Source organism: Streptomyces sp. NPDC026206, assembly GCF_040638465.1.
In the GTDB taxonomy this organism is placed as follows: Bacteria; Actinomycetota; Actinomycetes; order Streptomycetales; family Streptomycetaceae; genus Streptomyces.
The window spans coordinates 286,547-307,845 of sequence record NZ_JBEZYL010000002.1 but is presented as its reverse complement, the minus strand read 5'-3'; the positions used below and the strand labels follow the sequence as shown (position 1 = coordinate 307,845).

20 protein-coding genes and 1 pseudogene are annotated in these 21,299 nt (G+C 73.1%); 14 read left to right on the top strand and 7 right to left on the bottom strand.

Translation table 11 applies throughout. From position 1 onward, the window contains the following. The first annotated feature begins 2 nt into the window (after positions 1–2). From AB0F13_RS04835 to AB0F13_RS04805, 7 genes are all read left to right on the top strand, one after another. On the top strand, positions 3–1,331 hold the full coding sequence (locus AB0F13_RS04835; RefSeq protein WP_362075217.1) for a GTP-binding protein: 1,329 nt from the start codon (positions 3–5) through the stop codon (positions 1,329–1,331). 211 nt (positions 1,332–1,542) lie between these two features. Further along, positions 1,543–2,652 (top strand): aliphatic sulfonate ABC transporter substrate-binding protein, encoded by a 1,110-nt coding sequence (locus tag AB0F13_RS04830; protein ID WP_362075214.1) that lies wholly within the window; start codon positions 1,543–1,545, stop codon positions 2,650–2,652. Between the two features lie 56 nt (positions 2,653–2,708). Continuing rightward, a complete protein-coding gene (locus AB0F13_RS04825) occupies positions 2,709–3,509 on the top strand; it encodes an ABC transporter ATP-binding protein (protein WP_362075211.1) in 801 nt (266 codons plus the stop codon). Beyond that, positions 3,496–4,380 (top strand): ABC transporter permease, encoded by an 885-nt coding sequence (locus AB0F13_RS04820; protein ID WP_362075208.1) that lies wholly within the window; start codon positions 3,496–3,498, stop codon positions 4,378–4,380. The genes AB0F13_RS04825 and AB0F13_RS04820 overlap by 14 nt, the downstream gene beginning before the upstream one ends. Positions 4,381–4,389: 9 nt before the next feature. Beyond that, positions 4,390–5,139, top strand: coding sequence for a sirohydrochlorin chelatase (locus tag AB0F13_RS04815; protein WP_362075205.1), 750 nt, complete (start codon positions 4,390–4,392; stop codon positions 5,137–5,139). Positions 5,140–5,249: 110 nt separating this feature from the next. Further along, entirely contained in the window at positions 5,250–5,708 is a 459-nt protein-coding gene (locus tag AB0F13_RS04810; protein WP_362075202.1) for a hypothetical protein, read from the top strand. A gap of 452 nt (positions 5,709–6,160) precedes the next feature. Further along, positions 6,161–7,033 carry an aminoglycoside phosphotransferase family protein gene (locus AB0F13_RS04805; RefSeq protein WP_362076023.1) on the top strand — a complete coding sequence of 291 codons (873 nt, stop codon included), beginning with the start codon at positions 6,161–6,163 and terminating at the stop codon, positions 7,031–7,033. 469 nt (positions 7,034–7,502) lie between these two features. Here AB0F13_RS04805 and AB0F13_RS04800 read toward each other — a convergent pair whose 3' ends face one another. Together AB0F13_RS04800 and AB0F13_RS04795 are read right to left on the bottom strand one after the other, a co-directional pair. Then, on the bottom strand, positions 7,503–8,219 hold the full coding sequence (locus AB0F13_RS04800; RefSeq protein ID WP_362075199.1) for a 3'-5' exonuclease: 717 nt from the start codon (positions 8,217–8,219) through the stop codon (positions 7,503–7,505). A gap of 103 nt (positions 8,220–8,322) precedes the next feature. After that, complete coding sequence (locus AB0F13_RS04795; RefSeq protein ID WP_362075196.1) at positions 8,323–9,573, bottom strand: SAV2148 family HEPN domain-containing protein; 1,251 nt, start codon at positions 9,571–9,573, stop codon at positions 8,323–8,325. Positions 9,574–9,844: 271 nt separating this feature from the next. Between AB0F13_RS04795 and glgX the strand changes: the two genes are divergently transcribed. Beyond that, on the top strand, positions 9,845–11,971 hold the full coding sequence (glgX, locus tag AB0F13_RS04790) for a glycogen debranching protein GlgX (protein WP_362075193.1): 2,127 nt from the start codon (positions 9,845–9,847) through the stop codon (positions 11,969–11,971). Between the two features lie 58 nt (positions 11,972–12,029). Further along, positions 12,030–14,432 (top strand): malto-oligosyltrehalose synthase, encoded by a 2,403-nt coding sequence (treY, locus tag AB0F13_RS04785; protein ID WP_362075190.1) that lies wholly within the window; start codon positions 12,030–12,032, stop codon positions 14,430–14,432. A 136-nt stretch (positions 14,433–14,568) separates the two neighbouring features. Here treY and AB0F13_RS04780 read toward each other — a convergent pair whose 3' ends face one another. Next, entirely contained in the window at positions 14,569–15,417 is an 849-nt protein-coding gene (locus tag AB0F13_RS04780; RefSeq protein WP_362075187.1) for a polysaccharide deacetylase family protein, read from the bottom strand. A gap of 70 nt (positions 15,418–15,487) precedes the next feature. Further along, complete coding sequence (gene zapE / locus AB0F13_RS04775; protein WP_362076020.1) at positions 15,488–16,564, bottom strand: cell division protein ZapE; 1,077 nt, start codon at positions 16,562–16,564, stop codon at positions 15,488–15,490. A 129-nt stretch (positions 16,565–16,693) separates the two neighbouring features. Between zapE and AB0F13_RS04770 the strand changes: the two genes are divergently transcribed. Further along, positions 16,694–17,476, top strand: coding sequence for a pyrimidine reductase family protein (locus AB0F13_RS04770; RefSeq protein ID WP_362075184.1), 783 nt, complete (start codon positions 16,694–16,696; stop codon positions 17,474–17,476). 159 nt (positions 17,477–17,635) lie between these two features. Next, entirely contained in the window at positions 17,636–18,130 is a 495-nt protein-coding gene (locus tag AB0F13_RS04765) for an indole-3-glycerol phosphate synthase (protein WP_362075181.1), read from the top strand. Here the strand turns inward: AB0F13_RS04765 and AB0F13_RS04760 are convergent. After that, complete coding sequence (locus AB0F13_RS04760; RefSeq protein ID WP_362075178.1) at positions 18,082–18,354, bottom strand: hypothetical protein; 273 nt, start codon at positions 18,352–18,354, stop codon at positions 18,082–18,084. The genes AB0F13_RS04765 and AB0F13_RS04760 overlap by 49 nt on opposite strands. Beyond that, positions 18,355–18,414, bottom strand: a pseudogene (locus AB0F13_RS04755) (hypothetical protein); the annotation flags it as partial. A 53-nt stretch (positions 18,415–18,467) separates the two neighbouring features. On the opposite strand from AB0F13_RS04755, the gene AB0F13_RS04750 reads away from it, so the two are divergent. The 3 genes from AB0F13_RS04750 (at position 18,468) to msrB (ending at position 20,928) form a co-directional block, all read left to right on the top strand. Further along, on the top strand, positions 18,468–18,992 hold the full coding sequence (locus AB0F13_RS04750) for a helix-turn-helix transcriptional regulator (RefSeq protein ID WP_362075175.1): 525 nt from the start codon (positions 18,468–18,470) through the stop codon (positions 18,990–18,992). A gap of 90 nt (positions 18,993–19,082) precedes the next feature. After that, positions 19,083–20,477: a UDP-N-acetylmuramate--L-alanine ligase gene (gene murC, locus AB0F13_RS04745; protein ID WP_362075173.1), complete on the top strand. Its 1,395-nt coding sequence runs from the start codon at positions 19,083–19,085 to the stop codon at positions 20,475–20,477. Between the two features lie 43 nt (positions 20,478–20,520). Then, on the top strand, positions 20,521–20,928 hold the full coding sequence (gene msrB / locus AB0F13_RS04740; RefSeq protein WP_362075170.1) for a peptide-methionine (R)-S-oxide reductase MsrB: 408 nt from the start codon (positions 20,521–20,523) through the stop codon (positions 20,926–20,928). A 46-nt stretch (positions 20,929–20,974) separates the two neighbouring features. On the opposite strand, the gene AB0F13_RS04735 is transcribed toward msrB, so the two are convergent. Further along, the gene (locus AB0F13_RS04735; RefSeq protein WP_362075167.1) at positions 20,975–21,265 is read right to left on the bottom strand and encodes a hypothetical protein; all 291 of its coding nucleotides are present in this window, start codon (positions 21,263–21,265) and stop codon (positions 20,975–20,977) included. Positions 21,266–21,299 lie beyond the last annotated feature (34 nt).

The window sequence follows — 21,299 nt, the reverse complement described above, 5'->3', positions numbered from 1 at the left end:
CCATGACCAGCGCCATCCCTGATACGTCCGCGACCTCGCTGCTGCGTTTCGCGACCGCCGGCTCCGTCGACGACGGGAAGTCCACGCTGGTGGGCCGGCTGCTGCACGACTCCAAGTCCGTCCTGGCCGACCAGCTGGAGGCGGTCGAGCACGCCTCGCGCAGCCGCGGCCACGAGGCACCCGACCTCGCCCTGCTGACCGACGGGCTGCGCGCGGAGCGCGAGCAGGGCATCACCATCGACGTCGCCTACCGCTACTTCGCCACCCCCCGCAGGCGGTTCATCCTGGCCGACACGCCCGGCCATGTGCAGTACACCCGCAACATGGTCACCGGCGCCTCCACCGCCGAGCTGGCCGTGGTGCTGGTCGACGCACGCAACGGCGTCGTGGAGCAGACCCGGCGGCACGCCGCCGTCGCCGCGCTGCTGCGGGTCCCGCACGTGGTGCTGGCCGTCAACAAGATGGACCTGGCCGGCTACGCGGAGGAGGTCTTCGCCCCGATCGCCGAGGAGTTCGCCGCGTACGCCGCCTCGCTCGGAGTGCCGGAGGTCACCGCGATTCCGGTCTCCGCGCTCGCGGGCGACAACGTGGTGACGCCGTCCGCGCACATGAACTGGTACGGCGGCCCGACCGTGCTGGAGCACCTGGAGAACGTCCCCGTGGTCGCCGATCCCACCGGCGACCCGGCCCGCTTCCCCGTCCAGTACGTCATCCGCCCGCGGACCGCCGCCCACCCCGACTACCGCGGCTACGCGGGCCAGCTGGCCTCCGGCGTGCTGCGCGTCGGCGAGAGCGTGACGGTCCTGCCGTCGGGGCGGACGAGCACGGTCGCGGGCATCGACGCGCTGGGCGAACCGGTGGACGTGGCCTGGGCGCCGCAGTCGGTGACCGTCCGCCTCACCGACGACGTGGACGTCTCGCGCGGCGACCTCATCGCCCCCACCGCGGGCGCGCCGGGCACGACCCGGGACGTCGAGGCGACCGTCTGCCACGTGGCGGACCGGCCACTGCGCGTCGGCGACCGGGTGCTGCTCAAGCACACCACCCGCACGGTCAAGGCCCTCGTCAAGGCGCTGCCGTCCCGGCTGACCCTGGACGACCTGTCGCAGCACCCCTACCCGGGCGAGCTGGCCGCCAACGACATCGGGCGCGTGGTGCTGCGCACCGCCGAGCCGCTGGCGCTCGACGCGTACGCCGACTCCCGGCGCACCGGCTCGTTCCTGCTCATCGATCCCGCCGACGGGACGACGCTGACGGCGGGAATGGCGGGCGCGGCCTTCGCTGCGGGCGTCGCGGAGCCGGTGGCCGACGACGAGGGCTGGGACTTCTGACCGTGGCCGACCTGATCCGGGACGTGTTCTCGACCTTCGACAAGGAGGGCGGCCGCATCGGCAGCGGCGCCCTCGGCAGCGGCCAGGGCGGCGTCGGGCGATGTGCGTGCTGACGTCCGTACCTCCGCCGCTTCCCCGTCCCCCCAGTCCCTTGTGACCCGCCGGGCGTGCCTTCGCCGTACGCACCCGGCCCGCAGAGAGGAACCCCCTCATGTCTGCCGCCGCTCATCCCGCCCGCCGCCGCGTCCTCGCGGCCGCGGCCGCTCTTCCGCTGCTGGCAGGTGCCCTCGGGGCCTGCGGGTACGGGTCGCAGAAGAAGAACGACAGCGCGAACGCCGCGGCGGAGGGCAGGAAGCTCTCGGCCGGCACCGTGCGGATCGGCTACTTCCCCAACATCACGCACGCCACGCCCCTGGTCGGTGAGCAGGAGGGGATCCTGCAGAGGGAGCTGGGCGGCACCAAGGTCAGGTCGACCACCTTCAACGCCGGGCCGTCGGAGATCGAGGCGCTGAACGCGAACTCCGTCGACATCGGCTGGATCGGCCCCTCGCCCGCGGTCAACGGCTATGTGAAGTCCAAGGGCAAGAGCCTGCGGATCATCTCCGGCTCCGCGTCCGGCGGGGTGAAGCTGGTCGTCGACCCGAAGAAGATCACTTCACTGGACGACGTCAAGGGCAAGCGCATCGCCACGCCCCAGAAGGGCAATACGCAGGACGTCGCCTTCCTGAACTGGATCGCCGGCAAGGGCTGGAAGGTGGACCCGCAGAGCGGCAAGGGCGACGTCTCCGTCGTCCGCACGGACAACAAGGTGACACCCGATGCCTTCAGGGCCGGTTCCGTCGACGGCGCCTGGGTGCCCGAGCCGACGGCCTCCAAGCTGGTCTCGGAGGGCGGCAAGGTGCTGCTGGACGAGAGCACGCTGTGGCCGGACAGGAAGTTCGTGATCACCAATGTGATCGTGTCGCAGAAGTTCCTCGACGAGCACCCCGACGTGGTCGAGGCCGTGCTGCGCGGCTCGGTGCGGACCAACGCCTGGATCGCGGCGAACCCTGAGAAGGCGAAGGCGTCGGCCAACGCGGCGCTGAAGAAGCTCTCCGGCAAGGAACTGCCGGCGAACGTGCTCGACCCCGCGTGGCAGTCCCTCGCGACGACGGACGATCCGCTGGCCACGACGCTGCGGGCCGAGGCGGACCACGCCGTCAGGGCCGGGCTGCTGGAACAGCCGGACCTGTCCGGCATCTACGACCTGGCCCTGCTCAACAAGGTGCTCAGGGCCGAGGGCAAGCCGGCGGTCGACGCCGCGAAGCTCGGCAGGCAGTGACCGTGTACACGGCAGTAGGGGCGCGCATGCCCGTCCGCATTCCAGGAGGTGACCGGATGATCCCGGCGCTGACCACCGCGACCTCCGGCACGGCCGTCGACGACGACATACCGGCGGCCGTCCGGATCGACCACGTCCACAAGAGCTACGGCCGTCCGGGCACGGACCGGCCGGTGCTCGACGACATCACGCTCGATGTCCGTCCCGGGGAATTCGTCTGCCTGCTGGGCGCCTCCGGCTGCGGCAAGTCCACGCTGCTCAACCTGGTCGCCGGGCTGGACCGGCCGTCCGCCGGAACCATCGAGGTGCCCGGCGGCCGGCCGGCACTGATGTTCCAGGAGCACGCGCTGTTCCCGTGGCTGACGGCGGGCCGCAACATTGAACTGGCGCTGCGGCTGCGCGGGGTGCCGCGGGCCGGACGGCGGGCGGAGGCGGAGCGGCTGCTGGAGCTCGTACGGCTGGGCGGCTCGTACGGCAAGCGCGTGCACGAGCTGTCGGGCGGCATGCGGCAGCGGGTCGCGCTGGCGCGGGCGCTGGCGCAGGACAGCCGGGTGCTGCTGATGGACGAGCCGTTCGCGGCGCTGGACGCCATCACCCGGGACGTGCTGCACCACGAGCTGACCCGGATCTGGGCGGAGACGCGGCTGTCGGTGCTGTTCGTCACGCACAACGTCCGCGAGGCGGTGCGGCTCGGGGAGCGGGTGGTGCTGCTGTCGTCCCGGCCGGGCCGGGTCGTACGCGAGTGGGAGGTCGGCATTCCGCAGCCGCGCCGCATCGAGGACGCGGCGGTGGCCGATCTGTCGGTGGAGATAACCGAAGAACTGCGTGGGGAGATCCGCCGCCATGGCCGGCACTGATACCACCAAGGCCGCCGAAGGCGACCTCGCGGGCCTGGAGGCCGGGCTCGACGCGCTGGACGCGGTCCAGGTCGGGCACACGCCGCTGCGGCAGGTGCTGCTGCACAAGGTGCTGCCGCCCGTCGTGGCCGTCGTGCTGGTACTGGCCGTGTGGAAGCTCCTGGTACTGGCGCGGGTCACCGACGACTACAAGCTGCCCGACCCGTCCGCGGTCTGGCACGGCCTGCGTGAGCTGTGGCTGAACGGCACGCTGCTGTCCATCGTCTGGACCAGCGTCTCGCGTGGCCTGCTCGGCTTTTTCGCCGCCCTCGCGCTCGGCACCCCGCTCGGGCTGCTGGTGGCCCGGGTGCCGGTCGTACGGGCGGCCCTGGGGCCGATCCTGTCGGGGCTGCAGTCGCTGCCGTCGGTGGCCTGGGTGCCGGCGGCCGTGATCTGGCTGGGCATCACGGACTCGGCGATGTACGCCGTGATCCTGCTGGGCGCGGTGCCGTCCATCGCCAACGGCCTGGTCTCCGGCATCGACCAGGTGCCGCCGCTGTATCTGCGGGCGGGGCGCACGATGGGGGCGACCGGGGTGCGCGGGGCGCGGCACGTCCTGCTGCCGGCCGCCCTGCCGGGGTACCTCGCCGGGCTCAAGCAGGGCTGGGCGTTCTCGTGGCGGTCGCTGATGGCGGCGGAACTCATCGCCTCCTCCCCGGACCTGGGCCTGGGGCTGGGGCAGTACCTGGAGAACGCGCGCACCGACTCCGACATGCCGGGGGTGCTGCTGGGCATCCTCCTCATCCTGTTCGTCGGCATCGCCATCGACCTGATCGTCTTCAGCCCGCTGGAACGCCGTGTGCTGCGCACGCGCGGCCTGGCGACGCGGTAGGGGCGGGCCGTGGTCCTGCTGATCATCGCCCACGGCAGCCGCGACCCGCGGCACGCGGCGACGGTCGCCGCCCTGCGCGCGCGGGTCGCGGCCCGGCGGCCCGGGCTGCGCGTCGAGGCGGGCTTCCTGGACTTCTGCGCGCCGGGCGTGGAGCAGGTGCTGGCCCGCCTGGCGGCGGAGGGCGTACGGGAGGTGGTGGCGGTCCCGCTGTTGCTGACCCGCGCCTTCCACGCCAAGTCCGACATTCCCGCCGTCCTGGCCCGGGCCATGGCCGCGCTGCCCGGCCTGAGGGTGCGCCAGGCGGGGGTACTGGGCCCTTCCGCGCTGCTGACGGCCGCGCTGGAACGGCGGCTGTACGAGGCCGGGGTGCGCCCCGGCGACCGGGGCTCGACCGGGGTCGTCCTGGCCTCGGCGGGCTCTTCCGACCCGGAGGCGAACGCGGTGATCGCAGAAATCGCGCGGGAGTGGCGGCACACCGGCTGGTGCGCCGTGCGGCCCGCGTTCGCCTCCGCTTCCCCACCGCGCACCGACGACGTCGTGCGCGCACTGCGCGCGGAGGGCATACGCCGGGTGGCGGTGGCGCCGTACGCCCTCGCTCCGGGACGGCTGCCGGACCGCATCGCGCAGGGCGCCCGGGCGGCGGGGGCGGACGTGCTGGCGGAGGTGCTCGGAGCGGCGCCCGAGGTGGTCGCGTTGCTGATGCGGCGGTACGACGAGGCGTCTGATACGTCGGTGCCCGTCTCGCTTTCGGCGGGATAAAGGCGTTTGGTAGGGCAATACCCGGATTCCACCCCATCCAGTGCTGCCGTTTTGCTTGGCTATGAGCAGTAACACAGCCCATGACCGGCATGACGGAAAGGGGAACAGTGTTGACTGTTGCATCGGAGTGGGTCCAGCGCTCGGCGGACCGCACGTACTGGGCATGGGACGCCGATCGCTGGGAGACCAAGAGCCCCGGCTGGCAGGACCTGCCCGGCGCGAAGATCAACCTTCAGGTCGGCGGCCCGGACTCGCCCTCCTACGGCGCCATCTTCGTGGTGACGTTCAGCGCGGAGACGCTGGTCGGCTCCGCGGACGCCAACAGCGTCCTGTGGCTGGACGTCCTGTTCGGCGGGGAGAGCCCGAACCCGGTCAGTGACAACCACCGCTTCTCCTCGGCGGCGTCCTCGGCGGAGTGGTCGTCCCACACCACGCTGCGAGTCATCAGGTTCGCCCCGCAGTTCAACCAGAAGGACGTGAGCGCGCAGGTCCGCGTGAGCCCCAGCGACAACATCGGCACGGCCGGTCTGCAGAACTGGGTGCTGAAGGTCGAGCGGTACAACCAGTAGGGCGCCGCGAAGGCCGTGCGGCGGCGCGTGCACGGGCAGGGGCGCCGTCGCACGGCCCCGTGGAGCGCGACCGGCCGCCGCGCCCCGTGGGGGTTGGGCGCGGCGGCCGTTGGCACGGGACCGTACCAGGGGTCACCGGGCAGACCGAACCTCCGACTCGGCAGGCTCGGCCGCATGGGGAGTGCTGCCTCCGCCGGGACCCGGCCCGCAGCGCCGCCGAGCGCCCGGCCAGGCGGGGTCGCCGGCGCGGGCCGGCACGGCCCTCCCACAGCGCCGTCGCCGTCGCTTTGAGGCGGGGCGAGGCGTGTCGTTCCATGTCTTTGGCGCGCCACTGGCAGACCCCCTGCCGGCCTCCTCCCCGCCGAAGGGGACACTTGCCGTGACCGGCCCGGGAAACAGCGGGCCGCGGGCAGCGGGAACGACGGCCCTGAAGGTAGGGAAGGTACGACGTGGTGGACGCGGCATTCACGGAACGGCGGGCACGCGAGCTCCTCGCCGCGGCGGGGGCACCGGTGCCGGCGGCGGACGCGCAGTTGCTCGCCCTCGGCGAGAACGCGGTCTTCGCCGCCGGCGGCCTCGTCGCCAAGGTGGGCCGGGACGCCTCGCTGCGCGACCGCGCCGACCGTGAACTACGCATCGCCACCTGGCTCGCGGAGAGCGGCATCCCCGCCGTGCGGGCGGCGGAGACCGAGGTGCTGGACGCCGACGGCCACCCGGTGACGCTCTGGCACCGGCTCCCCGAGGCCGTACGCCCGGCGGGCCCCGCCGACCTGGCCGGGCTGCTGCGGCAGATCCACGAGCTCCGGACACCCGGCTTCGGGCTGCCCCGGCGCGAGCTGCTCGGGGGTGTCGAGCGGTGGCTGCGGCTGGCCGGCGACGCCATCGATCCGGCCGACGCCGACTATCTGCGGGAGCGCCGCGACGGCTTCGCCGCGGCGGCCGCAGCCCTGACGCCGCATCTGACGCCGGGGCCGGTCCACGGTGACGCCCTCCCCCGCAACGTGCACATCGGGCCGGACGGGCCGGTCCTGGTCGACCTGGAGACCTTCGCCGCCGACCTGCGCGAGCACGACCTGGTGGTGATGGCCCTCAGCCGGGACCGGTACGGGCTGGACCCGGACGGCTACCACGCCTTCGTGCACACCTACGGCTGGGACGTGCGCGAGTGGGACGGCTGCGCGGTGCTGCGCGGCGCCCGCGAGACGGCGAGCTGCGCCTGGGTGGCCCAGCACGCGCCGGGCAACCCCGCCGCCCGCGCGGAGTTCACCCGCCGGGTGGCGTCCCTACGGGACGGCGACCCGGCGGTGCGGTGGTACCCCTTCTGAGCCGGCCGGCCGCAACCGCTGCGCAAGGCCGGCCGCCCCGCCCGGCTCTCCACGGGGCCGTCGATCGCGCGTCCACACGGAACACCCGGCCCGCGCGCACCACGGACGTGGCGTCCACACGGAACACCCGGCCCGCGCGCACACCGTGGCCTGAACGCCCCGGCCAAGGGTGCACCCCGGTCGCCCAGGGCCCCGGGTCAACACGGCGCCAAAGTGCGGCTCATTTGACGCCCCGCCGGAGGTCACCCCGAGTCGCCCGGCACCGCGCCGCCGGGCGCCGAGTACGCGGGGGTCCACCAGCGGTTCGCCCCCGGCCACCGAGAGGCCCCGCGTCCGTACCGTGCCGAGCACACAGGTGCCTGACGCCCCGCCAGGAGCACCCGGCCGACTCGGCGGGCCTGCACACCGCACCGACGGCGCGCGTCGCCCGACGACCCCGCCGGCCATGCCGCAGGCGCCTGCAGCCGCGTCAGCGCAGCGGCCACGCAGTCTCGACCACCGCTCGCGGATCACCCTGGCGGCGCAGCCACTTCTCGTAGCCCGCGGCCCATTCCTCGTACCAGCGCACCTGGTCGCGGTGGAGCTCCCACAGCTGCGCCTCCGCTATGCGGGGGTGGCGGCCGGCTATCGCCCGGGCCACGCGCACCGCCGCGAGGGCGTCCGCGCCCGCCTCGTGCGCCCCGTCCAGCACCACGCCGTACTCCTGGCAGACCGCCTCCAGCGTGCGCCTGCCCTTGCGGTAGCGGTCGACGGCCCGGTCGATGGTGTAGGGGTCGACGACCGGGCCCACCGGGGCGGCCCCGCCGGGCACGCCGCCCAGTCGCTCGCCGAGCGGGCGCAGCCCGTGGCGGCGCAGCTCCGCCTGGAGCATGCTGAGGTCGAAGGAGGCGTTGTAGGCGACGACGGGCACGCCCAGCGACCAGTGTCCGGCCAGCGCGTCGGCGATCTCCTCCACCACGTCGCGGGCGGGCCGGCCCTGCCGCGCCGCGCGCTCGCTGGTGATCCCGTGGATGGCGGCGGCCTCGGCGGGGATGGGTATTCCGGGATCGGCGAGCCAGTGCCGGCCGCGCACGAGGTCGCCGCCCTTGGTCTCGAGGACGGCCGCCGTGACGATCCGCGCCCGCGCCGGATCCGTGCCCGTCGTCTCCAGGTCGAAGCCGATCAGCAGCTCCTCGTGCCACGCCATGGCGGTTCCCCCTTCGGTGGTGCTTCCCCCGTCTGGTTCCCCAGCGTGCCACGCACCACTGACAACCGGCCGGCCCCGGCCCCGAGGGGCCGTCAGGAGAGGGTCACGAGACGGGCCGTGAGTCGCTCCACATGCCCTCGAACTCCTCGCGGTAGGTCTCGAAGAGCCCGCCGGTGTCGTCGCAGGGCCGGCCCTCGCGCAGCACGTCCCGGCTGCCGCCGCGCAGCACCAGCACCGGCGACTCCATGCCGCGCGCCTTGCGCAGGTACGACTGCACCACGGCCAGCCCGTCGGAGCCGTCGCCGTTGACGAGGTAGGCGGTGAAGCGCGGCGTCTCGTCGAAGACGCGGATCTCGAAGGCGGCGGTGTCGCGCAGCCGGTCCCGCACCCGCCGCATGTGCATGATGTTCATCTCCACCGACCGGCTCATCTCGCCCTTCTTGAGCCCCAGTTCCCGCTCGCGGCGGCGCACCGCACTGCTGGCCGGGTTGAGGAAGAGCAGGCGGGCGCGGCAGCCGGACTCGGCCAGGCGGACCATGCGCCGCCCGGAGTAGTTCTGTACGAGAAGGTTCAGGCCTATGCCGACCGCGTCCAGGCGGCGGGCGCTGCCGAAGAGGTCCTCCACGGGCAGCTGGCGCTGCAGGCGGACCCGGTCGGGGTGGACGCCGACGACGTCGGCGTAGCGGTCGCCCACGAGGTCCTCGACGGCGTCGATGGGCAGCCGGTCGGCGGAGGGGGCACCGGTGCCGCTGCCGCCGCCGAGGATGTCCAGCAGGCGGGCCGAGGCCCGTTCTGCCTGGGCCAGGACGGTCCGGGAGAGCGCGCGGTTGCGGGAGACGACGTTGCGGGCCACCTCCAGCTCGTCCAGCACGAGTTCGAGTTCGCGCCGGTCGTCCAGGTACGGCTCGAAGCAGGGCCAGTGCTGGACGAGCAGCTCGCGCAGCTGCGGCAGGGTGAGGAAGCTGAGGACGTTGTCGTCGGCGGGGTCCAGCAGATAGCCCTTGCGGCGGCTGACCTCGCGTACGGCCACGGCCCGCTGCGCCCACTCCTGGCCTGCGGGGCCGGCGGCGGCGACGACCCACTCCTCCTCGCCGTGCACCGGCTCGTAGACCGGGCGCAGCACGGCGGCCACGACGACCCGCAGCCGCTGTTCGACCAGGTTCAGCCAGATGTAGGCCCGGCCAGCCCGGCGGGCGCGGGTGCGCACCTCGCCCCAGGCCCCGGCGTCCCAGTCCAGTTCCGCGCCGATCTCCCTCGGGCGGGTCAGGGACATCACGCCCGGTGGCGTGTCGGTCGAGCCGTCTCCCCCGGGACTTCCGTCTCCAGGGGGCAGCTCCAGCCCGCCCGAGCTCACCTGTGCACCGCCTTCCGCCCCCGTCCAACGATCAAGGCAGAGTACTGTGCGGGCGGGAGGCGGTGCACGCGCCTCCGCAGCCCCTTCCGGCCAACTCAGCCGTTGGACGAGCCTGTTGTCCGGGAGCCCGGCGGCGGGAGTGAGCTGATTCATAGCCGGAAGGGTGGCGGTCACCCGGTTGGAGGAGCCGGGAAGGGCCGGTGGCGGCTTCCTGCTGGGGTTTTGGGGAAGATCTGCGGAAAGAGCCGTCCGGGGTGGAAGACTTGCGCTCATGCAGGTCTGGCCGGGACAGGCGTATCCGCTCGGTGCCACGTACGACGGCGCCGGGACCAACTTCGCGGTCTTCTCCGAGGCCGCCGAGCGCATCGAGTTGTGCCTTCTGCACGAGGACGGCTCGGAGACGGCGGTGGAGCTGCGCGAGAGCGACGCGTTCGTGCGCCATGCCTACCTGCCCGGGATCATGCCGGGCCAGCGGTACGGCTTCCGTGCTCACGGCCCGTACGAGCCGGAGCGGGGGCTGCGCTGCAATTCGGCCAAGCTGCTGCTCGACCCGTACGCGAAGGCGGTCAGCGGTGGGATCGGCTGGGGCGAGGACGTCTACGGGTATCACTTCGCGCGGCCGGAGAAGCGCAATGACATGGACTCCGCGCCGCACATGATGACTTCGGTGGTGGTCAACCCGTACTTCGACTGGGCCGACGACCGGCCGCCGCGCACGGACTACCACCGCACCGTCATCTACGAGGCGCACGTCAAGGGTCTGACGATGCTGCATCCGGCGCTGCCGGAGGAGGTGCGCGGTACGTACGCGGCGCTGGCGCATCCGGCAGTGATCGAGCATTTGACGGAGCTGGGGGTGACGGCCATCGAGCTCATGCCGGTCCATCAGTTCGTCAACGACCACCGGCTGGTGGATGCCGGGCTCGCGAACTACTGGGGTTACAACACGATCGGCTTCTTCGCCCCGCACAACGCCTACGCCTCGTGGGGTGACCGGGGGCAGCAGGTCCTGGAGTTCAAGTCGGCGGTGCGGGCCCTGCACGAGGCGGGCATCGAGGTGATCCTGGATGTGGTCTACAACCACACGGCCGAGGGCAACCACCTGGGGCCGACGCTCTCGTTCCGGGGGCTGGACAACGCCTCGTACTACCGGCTGGCGGACGACCCGCGCTATTACATGGACACCACCGGTACCGGCAATTCGCTGCTGATGCGCAGCCCGCACGTGCTGCAGCTCATCATGGACTCGCTGCGCTACTGGGTGACCGAGATGCGGGTCGACGGCTTCCGCTTCGATCTGGCGGCGACACTGGCCCGGCAGTTCCACGAGGTCGACCGGCTGTCGTCCTTCTTCGACCTGGTGCAGCAGGACCCGGTGGTCAGCCAGGTGAAGCTGATCGCCGAGCCGTGGGACGTGGGCGAGGGCGGCTACCAGGTCGGCAATTTCCCGCCCCTGTGGACGGAGTGGAATGGAAAATTCCGCGACACCTCCCGGGATCTGTGGCGCGGCGAGCCCGCCACCCTCGCGGAGTTCGCCTCCCGTCTGACGGGCTCCTCCGACCTCTACCAGCACGACGGCAGGCGCCCGCTGGCCTCCATCAACTTCGTCACCTGCCACGACGGCTTCACCCTGCACGACCTGGTCTCGTACAACGACAAGCACAACGAGGCCAACGGCGAGAACAACCAGGACGGCGAGAGCCACAACCGCTCGTGGAACTGCGGGACCGAGGGCGAGAGCGACGACCCCGGGGTTCTCGAACTGCGCGAGCGGCAGATGCGCAACTTCATCGCCACACTGCTGCTCTCGCAGGGCGTGCCGATGCTCAGCCACGGCGACGAGTTCGCCCGCACGCAACACGGCAACAACAACGCCTACTGCCAGGACGGCGAGCTCTCCTGGGTGCACTGGCCGGGCCCGGACGACGAGTCCGCCGCGCCGGCGCACCGCATGCTGCACTTCACCCGCTCCCTGGTGTGGCTGCGCCGCGACCACCCCGTCTTCCGGCGCCGCCGCTTCTTCCACGGCAGCCCGGTGCAGGGCACCCACGACGGGCTCTCGGACATCGCCTGGTTCACCCCTGAGGGTGAGGAGATGCAGGACGGTGACTGGCAGGCCGCCCACGCCCGGTCACTGACCGTCTTCCTCAACGGCGGCGCGATCTCCGAGCCGGGGCCGCGCGGCGAGCCGGTCGTCGACGACTCCTTCCTGCTGATGTTCAACGCGCACGACCGGCCCCTCGACTTCGTCGTGCCCATGAACCACGGCCGGCAGTGGCAGGTCGTCGTCGACACCGCCTGCGCCGACGGCGCGGCGGCCGACGGCCCCAAGGTGCACGCCGGCGAGCGGCTCACGCTCACCGACCGCAGCCTCGCGGTGCTGCAGCGGCCCGCTTAACGGCAGTGACGGGAAACGGGCTGCGGCATGGCGGCGAGTTGCGGGTACGTATGTTCCCGTGACGCGCGACAGCTGCTCCCCGCCGACCGCCACCTACCGGCTCCAGCTCCAGCCCGCCTTCCCCTTCGCGGCGGCCGAGCGGGCCGTGCCCCGCCTCGCCGCCCTCGGTGTGTCCCATCTGCACCTCTCCCCCGTCCTGGAGGCCGTGCCGGGCTCCACGCACGGCTACGACGTCGTCGACCACACGGCCGTCCGCGCGGAACTGGGCGGCGAGGAGGGCCTGCGGGCGCTCGCCCGCACCGCCCACGCGCACGGGCTGGGGCTCGTCCTGGACATCGTGCCGAACCACATGGCCGTACCCGCGCCCGAGCGGCTCAACGGGCCGCTGTGGCAAGTGCTGCGGGACGGCCCGGCCTCCCCGTACGCCCGCTGGTTCGACATCGACTGGGCCGAGCACGGGGGCAAGGTCCTGCTGCCGGTGCTGGCCGGACGGCTCGGCGACGAACTGTCCCGCTTCACCGTGTCCGACGGCGTGCTGCGCTATCACGACCACGCCTTCCCGCTGCGGCCCGGCACCGAGCGGCTGCCGCCGGCCGAACTGCTGGACGCCCAGTGGTACCGGCCCGCCTGGTGGCGGCTGGCCCGCACCGAGCTGAACTACCGGCGCTTCTTCACCGTCTCCGAGCTGATCGCGGTGCGGGTGGAGGACCCCGAGGTCTTCGCCGCGACGCACGCCAAGGTCCTCCAGCTGCTGCGCGAAGGGGTACTGGACGGGCTGCGGATCGACCATCCGGACGGCCTCGCGGACCCGCCCGGCTATCTGCGGCGGCTGCACGAGGCAACCGGCGGGCGCTGGACGGTCGTGGAGAAGATCCTGAGCGGCGACGAACGGCTGCCCGCCGGCTGGCCCGTCGCCGGCACCACCGGCTACGACGCCCTGCGCCACCTCGACGGGCTGTTCACCGACGCGGAGGGCGCCACCGAACTGACGGCCGCCTACCGCGCCTTCACCGGCGCACCACCCGACCGGGGCGGCGACTGGCCGGCGACCGTACGCCGCGCCGCCTACCGGGTGGTCACCCATGAACTGGCGGCGGAGGTCGAACGGCTGGTGCGCACCGCCACGCGGCTGTGCGAGACCTCCCACCGGCTGCGCGACCACGCCCCCTGGACCCTGCGCACCGCCCTGTGCGAGATCCTCGTCCGGCTGCCCGTCTACCGCCCGTACGCCGTGCCCGGCCGTCCCTCCGCACCGGCGGACGCCGCGCTGCTGGACGAGGCCGCCCAAGGGGCCCGTACCGCCTTCGCCGTTCCGGAGGAGGCCCGGGCGGTCGAACTCGTACGGGACGCGGCCCTCGGACGGCTCGGGGACGGGCCGGACCAGCGGGACTTCTGCGCGCGGTTCGCCCAGACCGCCTCCGCGCTGCGCGCCAAGTCGGTCGAGGACACCGCGTTCTACCGCTACGCGCCCCTGCTGTCGGCCACCGAGGTCGGCGGCACCCCGGACCGGCCGGCGCTCACGCCGGGCGAGTTCCACGCCTACTGCGCCCGCCTGCAGCGGGACTGGCCCGCCGGCGGCACCGTGCTGTCCACCCACGACACCAAGCGCAGCGCGGACGCCCGGGCGCGGATCGCCGCGCTGAGCGAGTACCCGGGCCGGTGGGCCGGCCTGATGGACCGGCTGTGGCCGCAGGCCACCGCCCCCGACCCGCACATGGCGTGGGTGGCCTGGCAGAGCGCGTTCGGCCTCGGCACGCCCGACGCGGGGCGGCTCGCCCCGGCGGTGCTCAAGAGCGTCCGTGAGGCCGCACTGCTGACGACCTGGACGGAGCCGGACACCGCGTACGAGGCGGCGGTCGAGGCCTTCGTCGCCGCCGGCCCGTGCGGGCCCGCGCACGACGACCTGACCGCCCTCGCCCGCGAGGCCGCGCCGACCGTGCGGGCCAACGTCCTCGGCGCGGCGCTGCTGCACCTGACGATGCCGGGCGTGCCGGATGTGTACATGGGCACCGAGCGCACGTACCGCGCGCTGGTCGATCCGGACAACCGGCGCCCGCCCGCATGCGCGGACGAGGCTCCCGACAGCGCCCCCGGCGATGCCCACGACGAGGCCCTCGAGGAGCTTTCCGGCCGGAAGGCGCAGCTCACGCGTGCCGCGCTGCGCCTGCGACGGGCGCATCCGCAGTGGTTCGGGGCGCAGGGAGCGTACGAGCCGCTGACGGCGGCCGGGCCGGGGGCGGAGCACTGCGTGGCGTTCGCGCGGGCGGGGCAGGTGGTCGCCGCCGCGACGCGGCTTCCGCGCCGGCTGGCCGCGGCCGGGGGGTGGCGGGAAACGGTGCTGGGCCTGCCGGGGGGTGGGGCGTGGCGGGAGCTGCTGACGGGTGAGGTGTGGGAGGAGCGGGTGGCGCTGGAGGAGTTGCTGGGGGCGGCGTGGCCGGTGGCGCTGCTGGTGCGGATATAGGCCGTGGCCGGTGGGCCTTGCCTTGCCTTGCCCCTGTCCCGGGCTTTGATCTCCCCGAGTTACCGCTGAGAGGTGGCCTCATGTCCTCAAGCGCCGGACGGGCTGGTTGTGCTGCCTCCTCAAGCGCCGGACGGGCTCATGGTGCGATCAGGTCCGAGACCCGCACGAACTCGTACCCCTTCGCGCGCAGTTCCGGCACGATCCGCCTCACCGCCTCCTCCGTGGTGGGCGCCGCGCTGCGCGTGCAGTGCATCACCACGACCGAGCCGGGCTTGACCTGCGAGAGGACCTGGGTGGCCACGGGAGCGGCCTGCTTGGCGAAGGCGTCGCCGCTTATGACGTCCCACTGCACGGCCGTCACCTTCGCCGGGGCGAGCTCCCGCAGGACGGCGTCGTTGTGGCAGCCACCGGGGAAGCGGAAGTAGGGGACGATCCGCTCGACCCCGGCGCGGCGGAAGGACGTGAAGGCGCGCTCCACATCGGCGCGGGCCTCACCGCGCGGGACGGTCGGCAGGCCGTAGCAGGGCGTCGAGAAGGCGTGGTGGCTGTAGGAGTGGTCGGCGACCTCGAAGAGCGGGTCGGTGCCGATGGACTTGGCCTGGTCCGGGTACTGCTCGGCCCACTTGCCGGTCATGAAGACCGTCGCGGGGATCTTCAGCCGGCGCAGGGTCTCGATCAGCGCGGGGTTGTCGAAGTGCTCGCCGCGTGCCGCGCGCGGGCCCTGTTCGGCCGTCATGTCGGCGTCGAAGGTGAGCGCCACCCTTTTGCCGCCGTCCCGCCTGCCGTGCGAGAAGACGGGGGTGGTGCCGCCGGGGCCGGGCGGGAGGGTGGGGACGGGGGTTACGGACGGGGCCGGGGCCGGGGCGGAAGCCTTGGGGCTCGCCGGTCCGGTGGATTTGGACTTGGCCGTTCCGCTGCCGCCGCAGGCGGTCAGGGCGCAGCACAGGAGGGCCGCGGTGAGTGCGGCGCGCGAGGGTCGGGGCATGAGCCGATTCTTCCCCCGGCCCCGCCCCTTCCCCTCACCGGGGGCTCCGCCCCCGGACGGGCTCAAGCCCCTACACCGCAACCAGAGACTTCGCGTCGCGCGCCAGCGCCGTCAGGCGGGAGATGGCCCGGAAGTACTTCTTGCGGTAGCCGCCGTTCAGCATCTCCTCGCTGAAGAGCTCGTCGAAGGGCCGCCCCGCCGCCAGCACCGGCACCTCGCGGTCGTACAGCCGGTCGGCGAGCACCACCAGCCGCAGCGCCGTCGACTGGTCCGGCACCGGCTCGACACCTGTCAGGCACACGGCGCGGACGCCGTCGCACATGGCGCCGTAGCGGCTGGGATGGACCTTGGAGAGGTGGTCCAGCAGGGCGGGGAAGGCGTCGAGCGAGGCGCCCTCGGTCGCGTGCGCCGCACGCTCGACGGTGGCGTCGTCGTACGGGGCCGGGGCCTGCGGCAGGCCGCGGTGGCGGTAGTCCTCGCCGTCGATGCGCAGCGGGCGGAAGTGGGCGGACAGGCCCTGGATCTCCCGCAGGAAGTCGGCGGCGGCGAACCGGCCCTCGCCGAGCTTGCCGGGCAGCGTGTTGGAGGTGGCGGCCAGGGCCACGCCCGCGTCGACCAGCTTGCCCAGCAGGGTGGACACGAGCACCGTGTCCCCCGGGTCGTCCAGCTCGAACTCGTCGATGCACAGGAGTTTGTGGCCGCTGAGCGTCTGAACGGTCTGCTGGAAGCCCAGTGCGCCGACGAGGTTGGTCAGCTCGACGAACGTGCCGAAGGCCTTCCGTTCGGGCGGGGCCGCGGTGGCGTGCCAGAGGGAGGCCAGCAGGTGGGTCTTGCCGACGCCGTAGCCGCCGTCGAGGTAGACGCCGCGGGGGCCGGTGGGGGCGGCGGGCCCGGCCTCGCGCCGGAACCAGCGCCTGCGGCCGGCGCCGCTCGCGTTTTCGCCGCCGAGCCCGGCTGCGAAGCCGCTGAGGACCGTGACGGCCTCGGCCTGGCTGGGCTGGTTCGGGTCCGGGATGTAGTTGTCGAACTGCACCGAGCCGAACCGCGGCGGGGGCACCATCTCGGCGACCAGGCGGTCGGCCGGTACGTGCGGGGCGCGCGAGGTGAGCGCGAGGGGCTGCCGCACGGCTTCGCCCTGCCCGGGCATGGGAGCGGGGGCGGCGGAGCCTGCGGCGACGGACGGTGATGCGGTGGAGGACGACACAGCTGTCCAGCGTAGCCCGGGAAGCGGGAGGAGGCCGTCGCGCGCGGGGCGAGCCATGTCACACTGCGGCCTATGCGACGCCTGTTCCCCTCTCCGCTGAGCCCCTCCGACCTCGAAGACCGCGAATGGGGGCTGGACGAGCTCGCAGACCTCTACGCCTACCCGGAGGCGGTCACCGGCGCCGGCGGCGGGGGGGCGTGGCTGCGGGCCAACATGGTCTCCTCGCTCGACGGCGCCGCCCACCACGAGGGGCGCTCGCAGCCGCTGTCCTCAGCCGCCGACATGCGGATCTTCGGCACCCTGCGGGGGCTCGCCGACGCGGTGGTGGTGGGGGCCGAGACCGTACGGCAGGAGGGCTACCGGCCCGCGCGGGCCCGTGAGGCCTTCGCGGCGCGCCGCGCGGCGCTCGGGCAGCAGCCCGCGCCCGCCATGGCCGTGGTGAGCGCGGGGCTCGACCTGGACTTCTCACTCCCCCTCTTCACCTCGCCGCTCGTGCCGACGGTCGTGCTGACGGGCGGGGACGCGCCTGCGGAGCGGGTGGCCGCGGCGCGCGCTGCGGGCGCCGAGGTGATCGTGGCCGGGGAGGGGCCCGGGGTGGAGGCCGCCCGGGTACCGGAGGTGCTGGCCGCGCGGGGGCTGAGGCGGCTGCTCACGGAGGGCGGGCCCCGGCTGCTGGGACAGTTCGCCTCGGCCCGGGTACTGGACGAGATGTGCCTGTCGCTGGCTCCGGTGGTCGCCACGGGCGCGGCACCGCGGATCATGGCGGGTCCGCCGCTGGCGGTGCCGGAACGGTTCGCTCTCGGTTCCGTGCTGGAGGACGGCGGGTTTCTCTTCACCCGCTACCGAAGGATCTGACAATCGGCGGAATTTGCCGTTCCGGTTCGCTTCTGCTGGGCAGAATTGAGTCAGACGCTCCCCCGAGGGCACAGGATCAAAACAGGCGGGCTCATGGGGAGCACGCGCAGGATGGTTTCTGTTGGGCCCGGTGGCCCACGTAGGAGAAGGGCCCTGACCGTGTTCACGAGCGTATTGATGATCGAGCAGCCGCTGTCCGCCGCGGATGTCGACTTCGTCACGACCCTTCACGACGACGACATGTCCTTCGTGGTCCTCATGCGTCCCCGCGGGGACGAGGACCGGCTGCTGCGCGCGATCGACGACGTGGCTCTCGGCGAGCTGGAGCAGGCTGTCCACGAGGCCGACGAGCCCGAGGGCGAGGAGGCCCTGCGGCCCGCCGCCCTCGCTCTGGAGCACTCCCTCCAGAGCCTGCGGGCAGCGGGCTGCGAGGCCGTCGGCCAGATCATCGACAAGCATCCGCTGGACCTGCTGCGGTCCGTCGTCGAGCAGACCCATGCCGACGAGGTGATCGTGTTGACCGCCCCGCACCTGGTCGAGGAGTTCTTCCACCGCGACTGGGCCTCACGCGCCCGCCACAAGGTCGGCGTGCCCGTCCTCAAGCTCTACGCCCACAACGACGAGGAGCCGGCCGGGGAGGCGGTCGGGGAGTGAGCCGGGCCGGCGCCCAGCCGGCCGTCGCTCATCACCAGCACCCGGTCCGCGCGGCCCAGCAGCCGCCGGTCGTGGGTGACCAGCACCGTCGCCGTCCGGTGCCGCCGGGTGACGTCGGCCGGCAGTTCCACGACCCGCTCGCCGCGCTCGTGGTCCAACGCCGAGGCCGGCTCGTCCACCAGCAGCACCGACGGACCACCGGACAGCGCACGGGCGATGTTCACGCGCTGCCGCTCGCCGCCCGACGACTGGCGCGGGCGGCGGCGCCGCTTCGCCCCGTCCAGCCCGGCCGACTCCAGCAGCTCCGCGGCGCGCGTCCGCGCGGCGGCACTCCCCCATGGCCCGAACGGCAGGGGCGGTACCCCATCCGGCCGCCCCGCAAGTGCTTCACCGCCGGCAGGCTCGACTTCCCGGCCCCGGACGGCCCACGACCGCCACCAGCTCGCCGGGGGGCCACGGACAGGGACACCTCGTCCAGGGCGGTGGGCCTGCGGTCGCCGTCGGGGTAGGTGAGGGTGACGGACCGGAGCGACAGGGCGGGGCCGGGGCCTGCGGCGGGCCCGGAGGGCGGGCGGTTCAGCAAGCCGTTCAGCGGGCCGTTCAGCGGGCCGTTCAGCGGGCCGTTCAGCGGATCGGTCATGGCGGCCGGCCCGCCCTGTCGCCGCACGAGAGCGAGATCCTGGGCCTGCCGGCCAAAGGGCCGGCCGAAGGGCCGGCCGACCGGCAGATCTCCCGCCGCCTCTTCATCAGCGAGGCCACGGTCAAGACGCACCTCGTGCACATCTACGGCAAGCCCGGCGTCGACAGCCGCACCGCGGCCGTCGCGGCGGGGCTGGCGGCGGGGCTGATCCGTCCGGTGTGACGGGCGCGGACCGGGCTGTCGGCGGCGGGTGCAACAATCAGGGGCGTAAACAGGTACCTGCCTTTGGACAACCCCCAGGGAGCACCGCACATGGCACCGGCCGTCCCCACGACGATGGACCGACCGCACTTCATCGGCATCGGCGGCGCCGGCATGTCGGGCATCGCGAAGATCCTCGCCCAGCGCGGCGCGGCCGTCGCCGGCAGCGACGCCAAGGAGTCCGCGACGGCCGAGGCCCTGCGCGAGCTCGGGGCGACCGTCCACATCGGGCACGCGGCCGGCCACCTCGCCGAGGACGCCAGCTGCGTCGTCGTCTCCAGCGCCATCCGCGCCGACAACCCCGAGCTGGCCGCCGCCGCCGAGCGCGGCATCCCCGTCGTCCACCGCTCGGACGCGCTCGCCCGCCTGATGGACGGGCTGCGCCCGATCGCCGTCGCCGGCACCCACGGCAAGACGACCACGACGTCCATGCTCGCCGTCTCCCTCGACGCCCTCGGCCTCGGCCCCTCGTACGCCATCGGCGGCGACCTGGACGGCCCCGGCTCCAACGCCCGGCACGGCGGCGGCGAGATCTTCGTCGCCGAGGCGGACGAGAGCGACCGCAGCTTCCACAAGTACGCGCCCGAGGTCGCGATCATTCTCAACGTGGAGCTGGACCACCACGCGAACTACGCGTCGATGGAGGAGATCTACGACTCCTTCGAGACGTTCGTCGGCCGGATCCGCCCCGGCGGCACGCTCGTCGTCTCCGCCGACCAGGCCGGCGCCCGGGAGCTGACGGAGCGGATCTCCGGACGCCACGACATCGAGGTCGTCACCTACGGCGAGGCCGAGGAAGCGGACGTCCGCGTCCTGAAGGTCAACCCGCGCGGCCTGGCCAGCGAGGTCACCGTCCTGCTGGGCGGCAAGATGCTCACCTTCGCCGTCTCCGTCCCCGGCCGCCACTACGCGCTCAACGCCGTGGCCGCCCTGGCCGCGGGCGTCGCGCTGGGCATCCCCGTGCACAATCTGGCCTCCGCCCTCGGCAAGTACACCGGCGTCAAGCGCCGCCTGCAGCTCAAGGGCGAGGCCGCCGGGGTCCAGGTCATCGACTCCTACGCCCACCACCCCACCGAGATGACCGCCGACCTGGAGGCCATCCGGGGCGCGGCCGCCGGCTCCCGGGTCCTGGTGGTCTTCCAGCCGCACCTCTTCAGCCGCACCCAGGAGCTCGGTACGGAGATGGGCCAGGCCCTCGCCCTGGCCGACGCCTCCGTGGTCCTGGACATCTACCCGGCCCGCGAGGACCCGGTCCCGGGCATCACCAGCGCCCTGATCATCGACGCGGCGAAGGACAGCGGCGCCGAGGTGCGGGGCGAGCACGACATGGCCGCGATCCCGGACGTCGTCGCGGGAATGGCACGGTCCGGCGATCTCGTTCTGACCATGGGCGCAGGCGACGTCACGGACCTCGGTCCGAAGATCCTGGCCCGCCTGGAGAGCTGACACCGGCCAGAACGCAGGGCCGTAATCCCGAAAGGCGTGCGACATGGCATACGAGGTCGAGAAGACGGACGAGCAGTGGCGCGCGGAGCTGACCCCGGCGGAGTACGAGGTACTGCGCCGGGCCGGCACCGAGCCCGCCTTCCGCGGCGAGTACACCGACACGAAGACGGCCGGCGTCTATGCCTGCCGTGCCTGCGGCGCGGAGCTGTTCCGGTCCACCGAGAAGTTCGAGAGCCACTGCGGCTGGCCGAGCTTCTTCGATCCCAGGGACAGCTCCGCCGTCGAGCTCGTCGAGGACCGCTCGTACGGCATGGCCCGCACCGAGGTGCGCTGCGCCCGCTGCGGCTCGCACCTGGGCCACGTTTTCGAGGGCGAGGGCTATCCCACGCCCACGGACCAGCGCTACTGCATCAACTCCATCTCCTTGCGCCTGGAGCCGGACGCGGGCTGAGCCGCCGCCCGGAGCCCTGCTTCACGGATCCCTGCTTCAGGAATCCCTACTTCACGGCGGCGAGGCCCTTCTTCACGTCGTCCAGGTTCATCACCGGGTGCAGCTCGATCTCGGCCTCCAGCTCCAGGAAGAGCTGCTCGCAGGTGGCGGGTATCTGTGAGGGGTCCTCCAGGTCGAAGACCATGAGGCAGGTGCGGCCGCCGTCGAGTGCGGTGAAGTAGGCGGCCTCCGGCTGGAGCTGTGCCACCAGCCCCTCGATGATCTTCGACAACGAGCCGTTCCGGAACGCCTCGTTCCCCGCGCGGGTGTCCATCCGGGCCCGCAGAAGTGTGCGCATGGCCCTCACTCCCTCGGCGCAGCGCGGCGTGCCG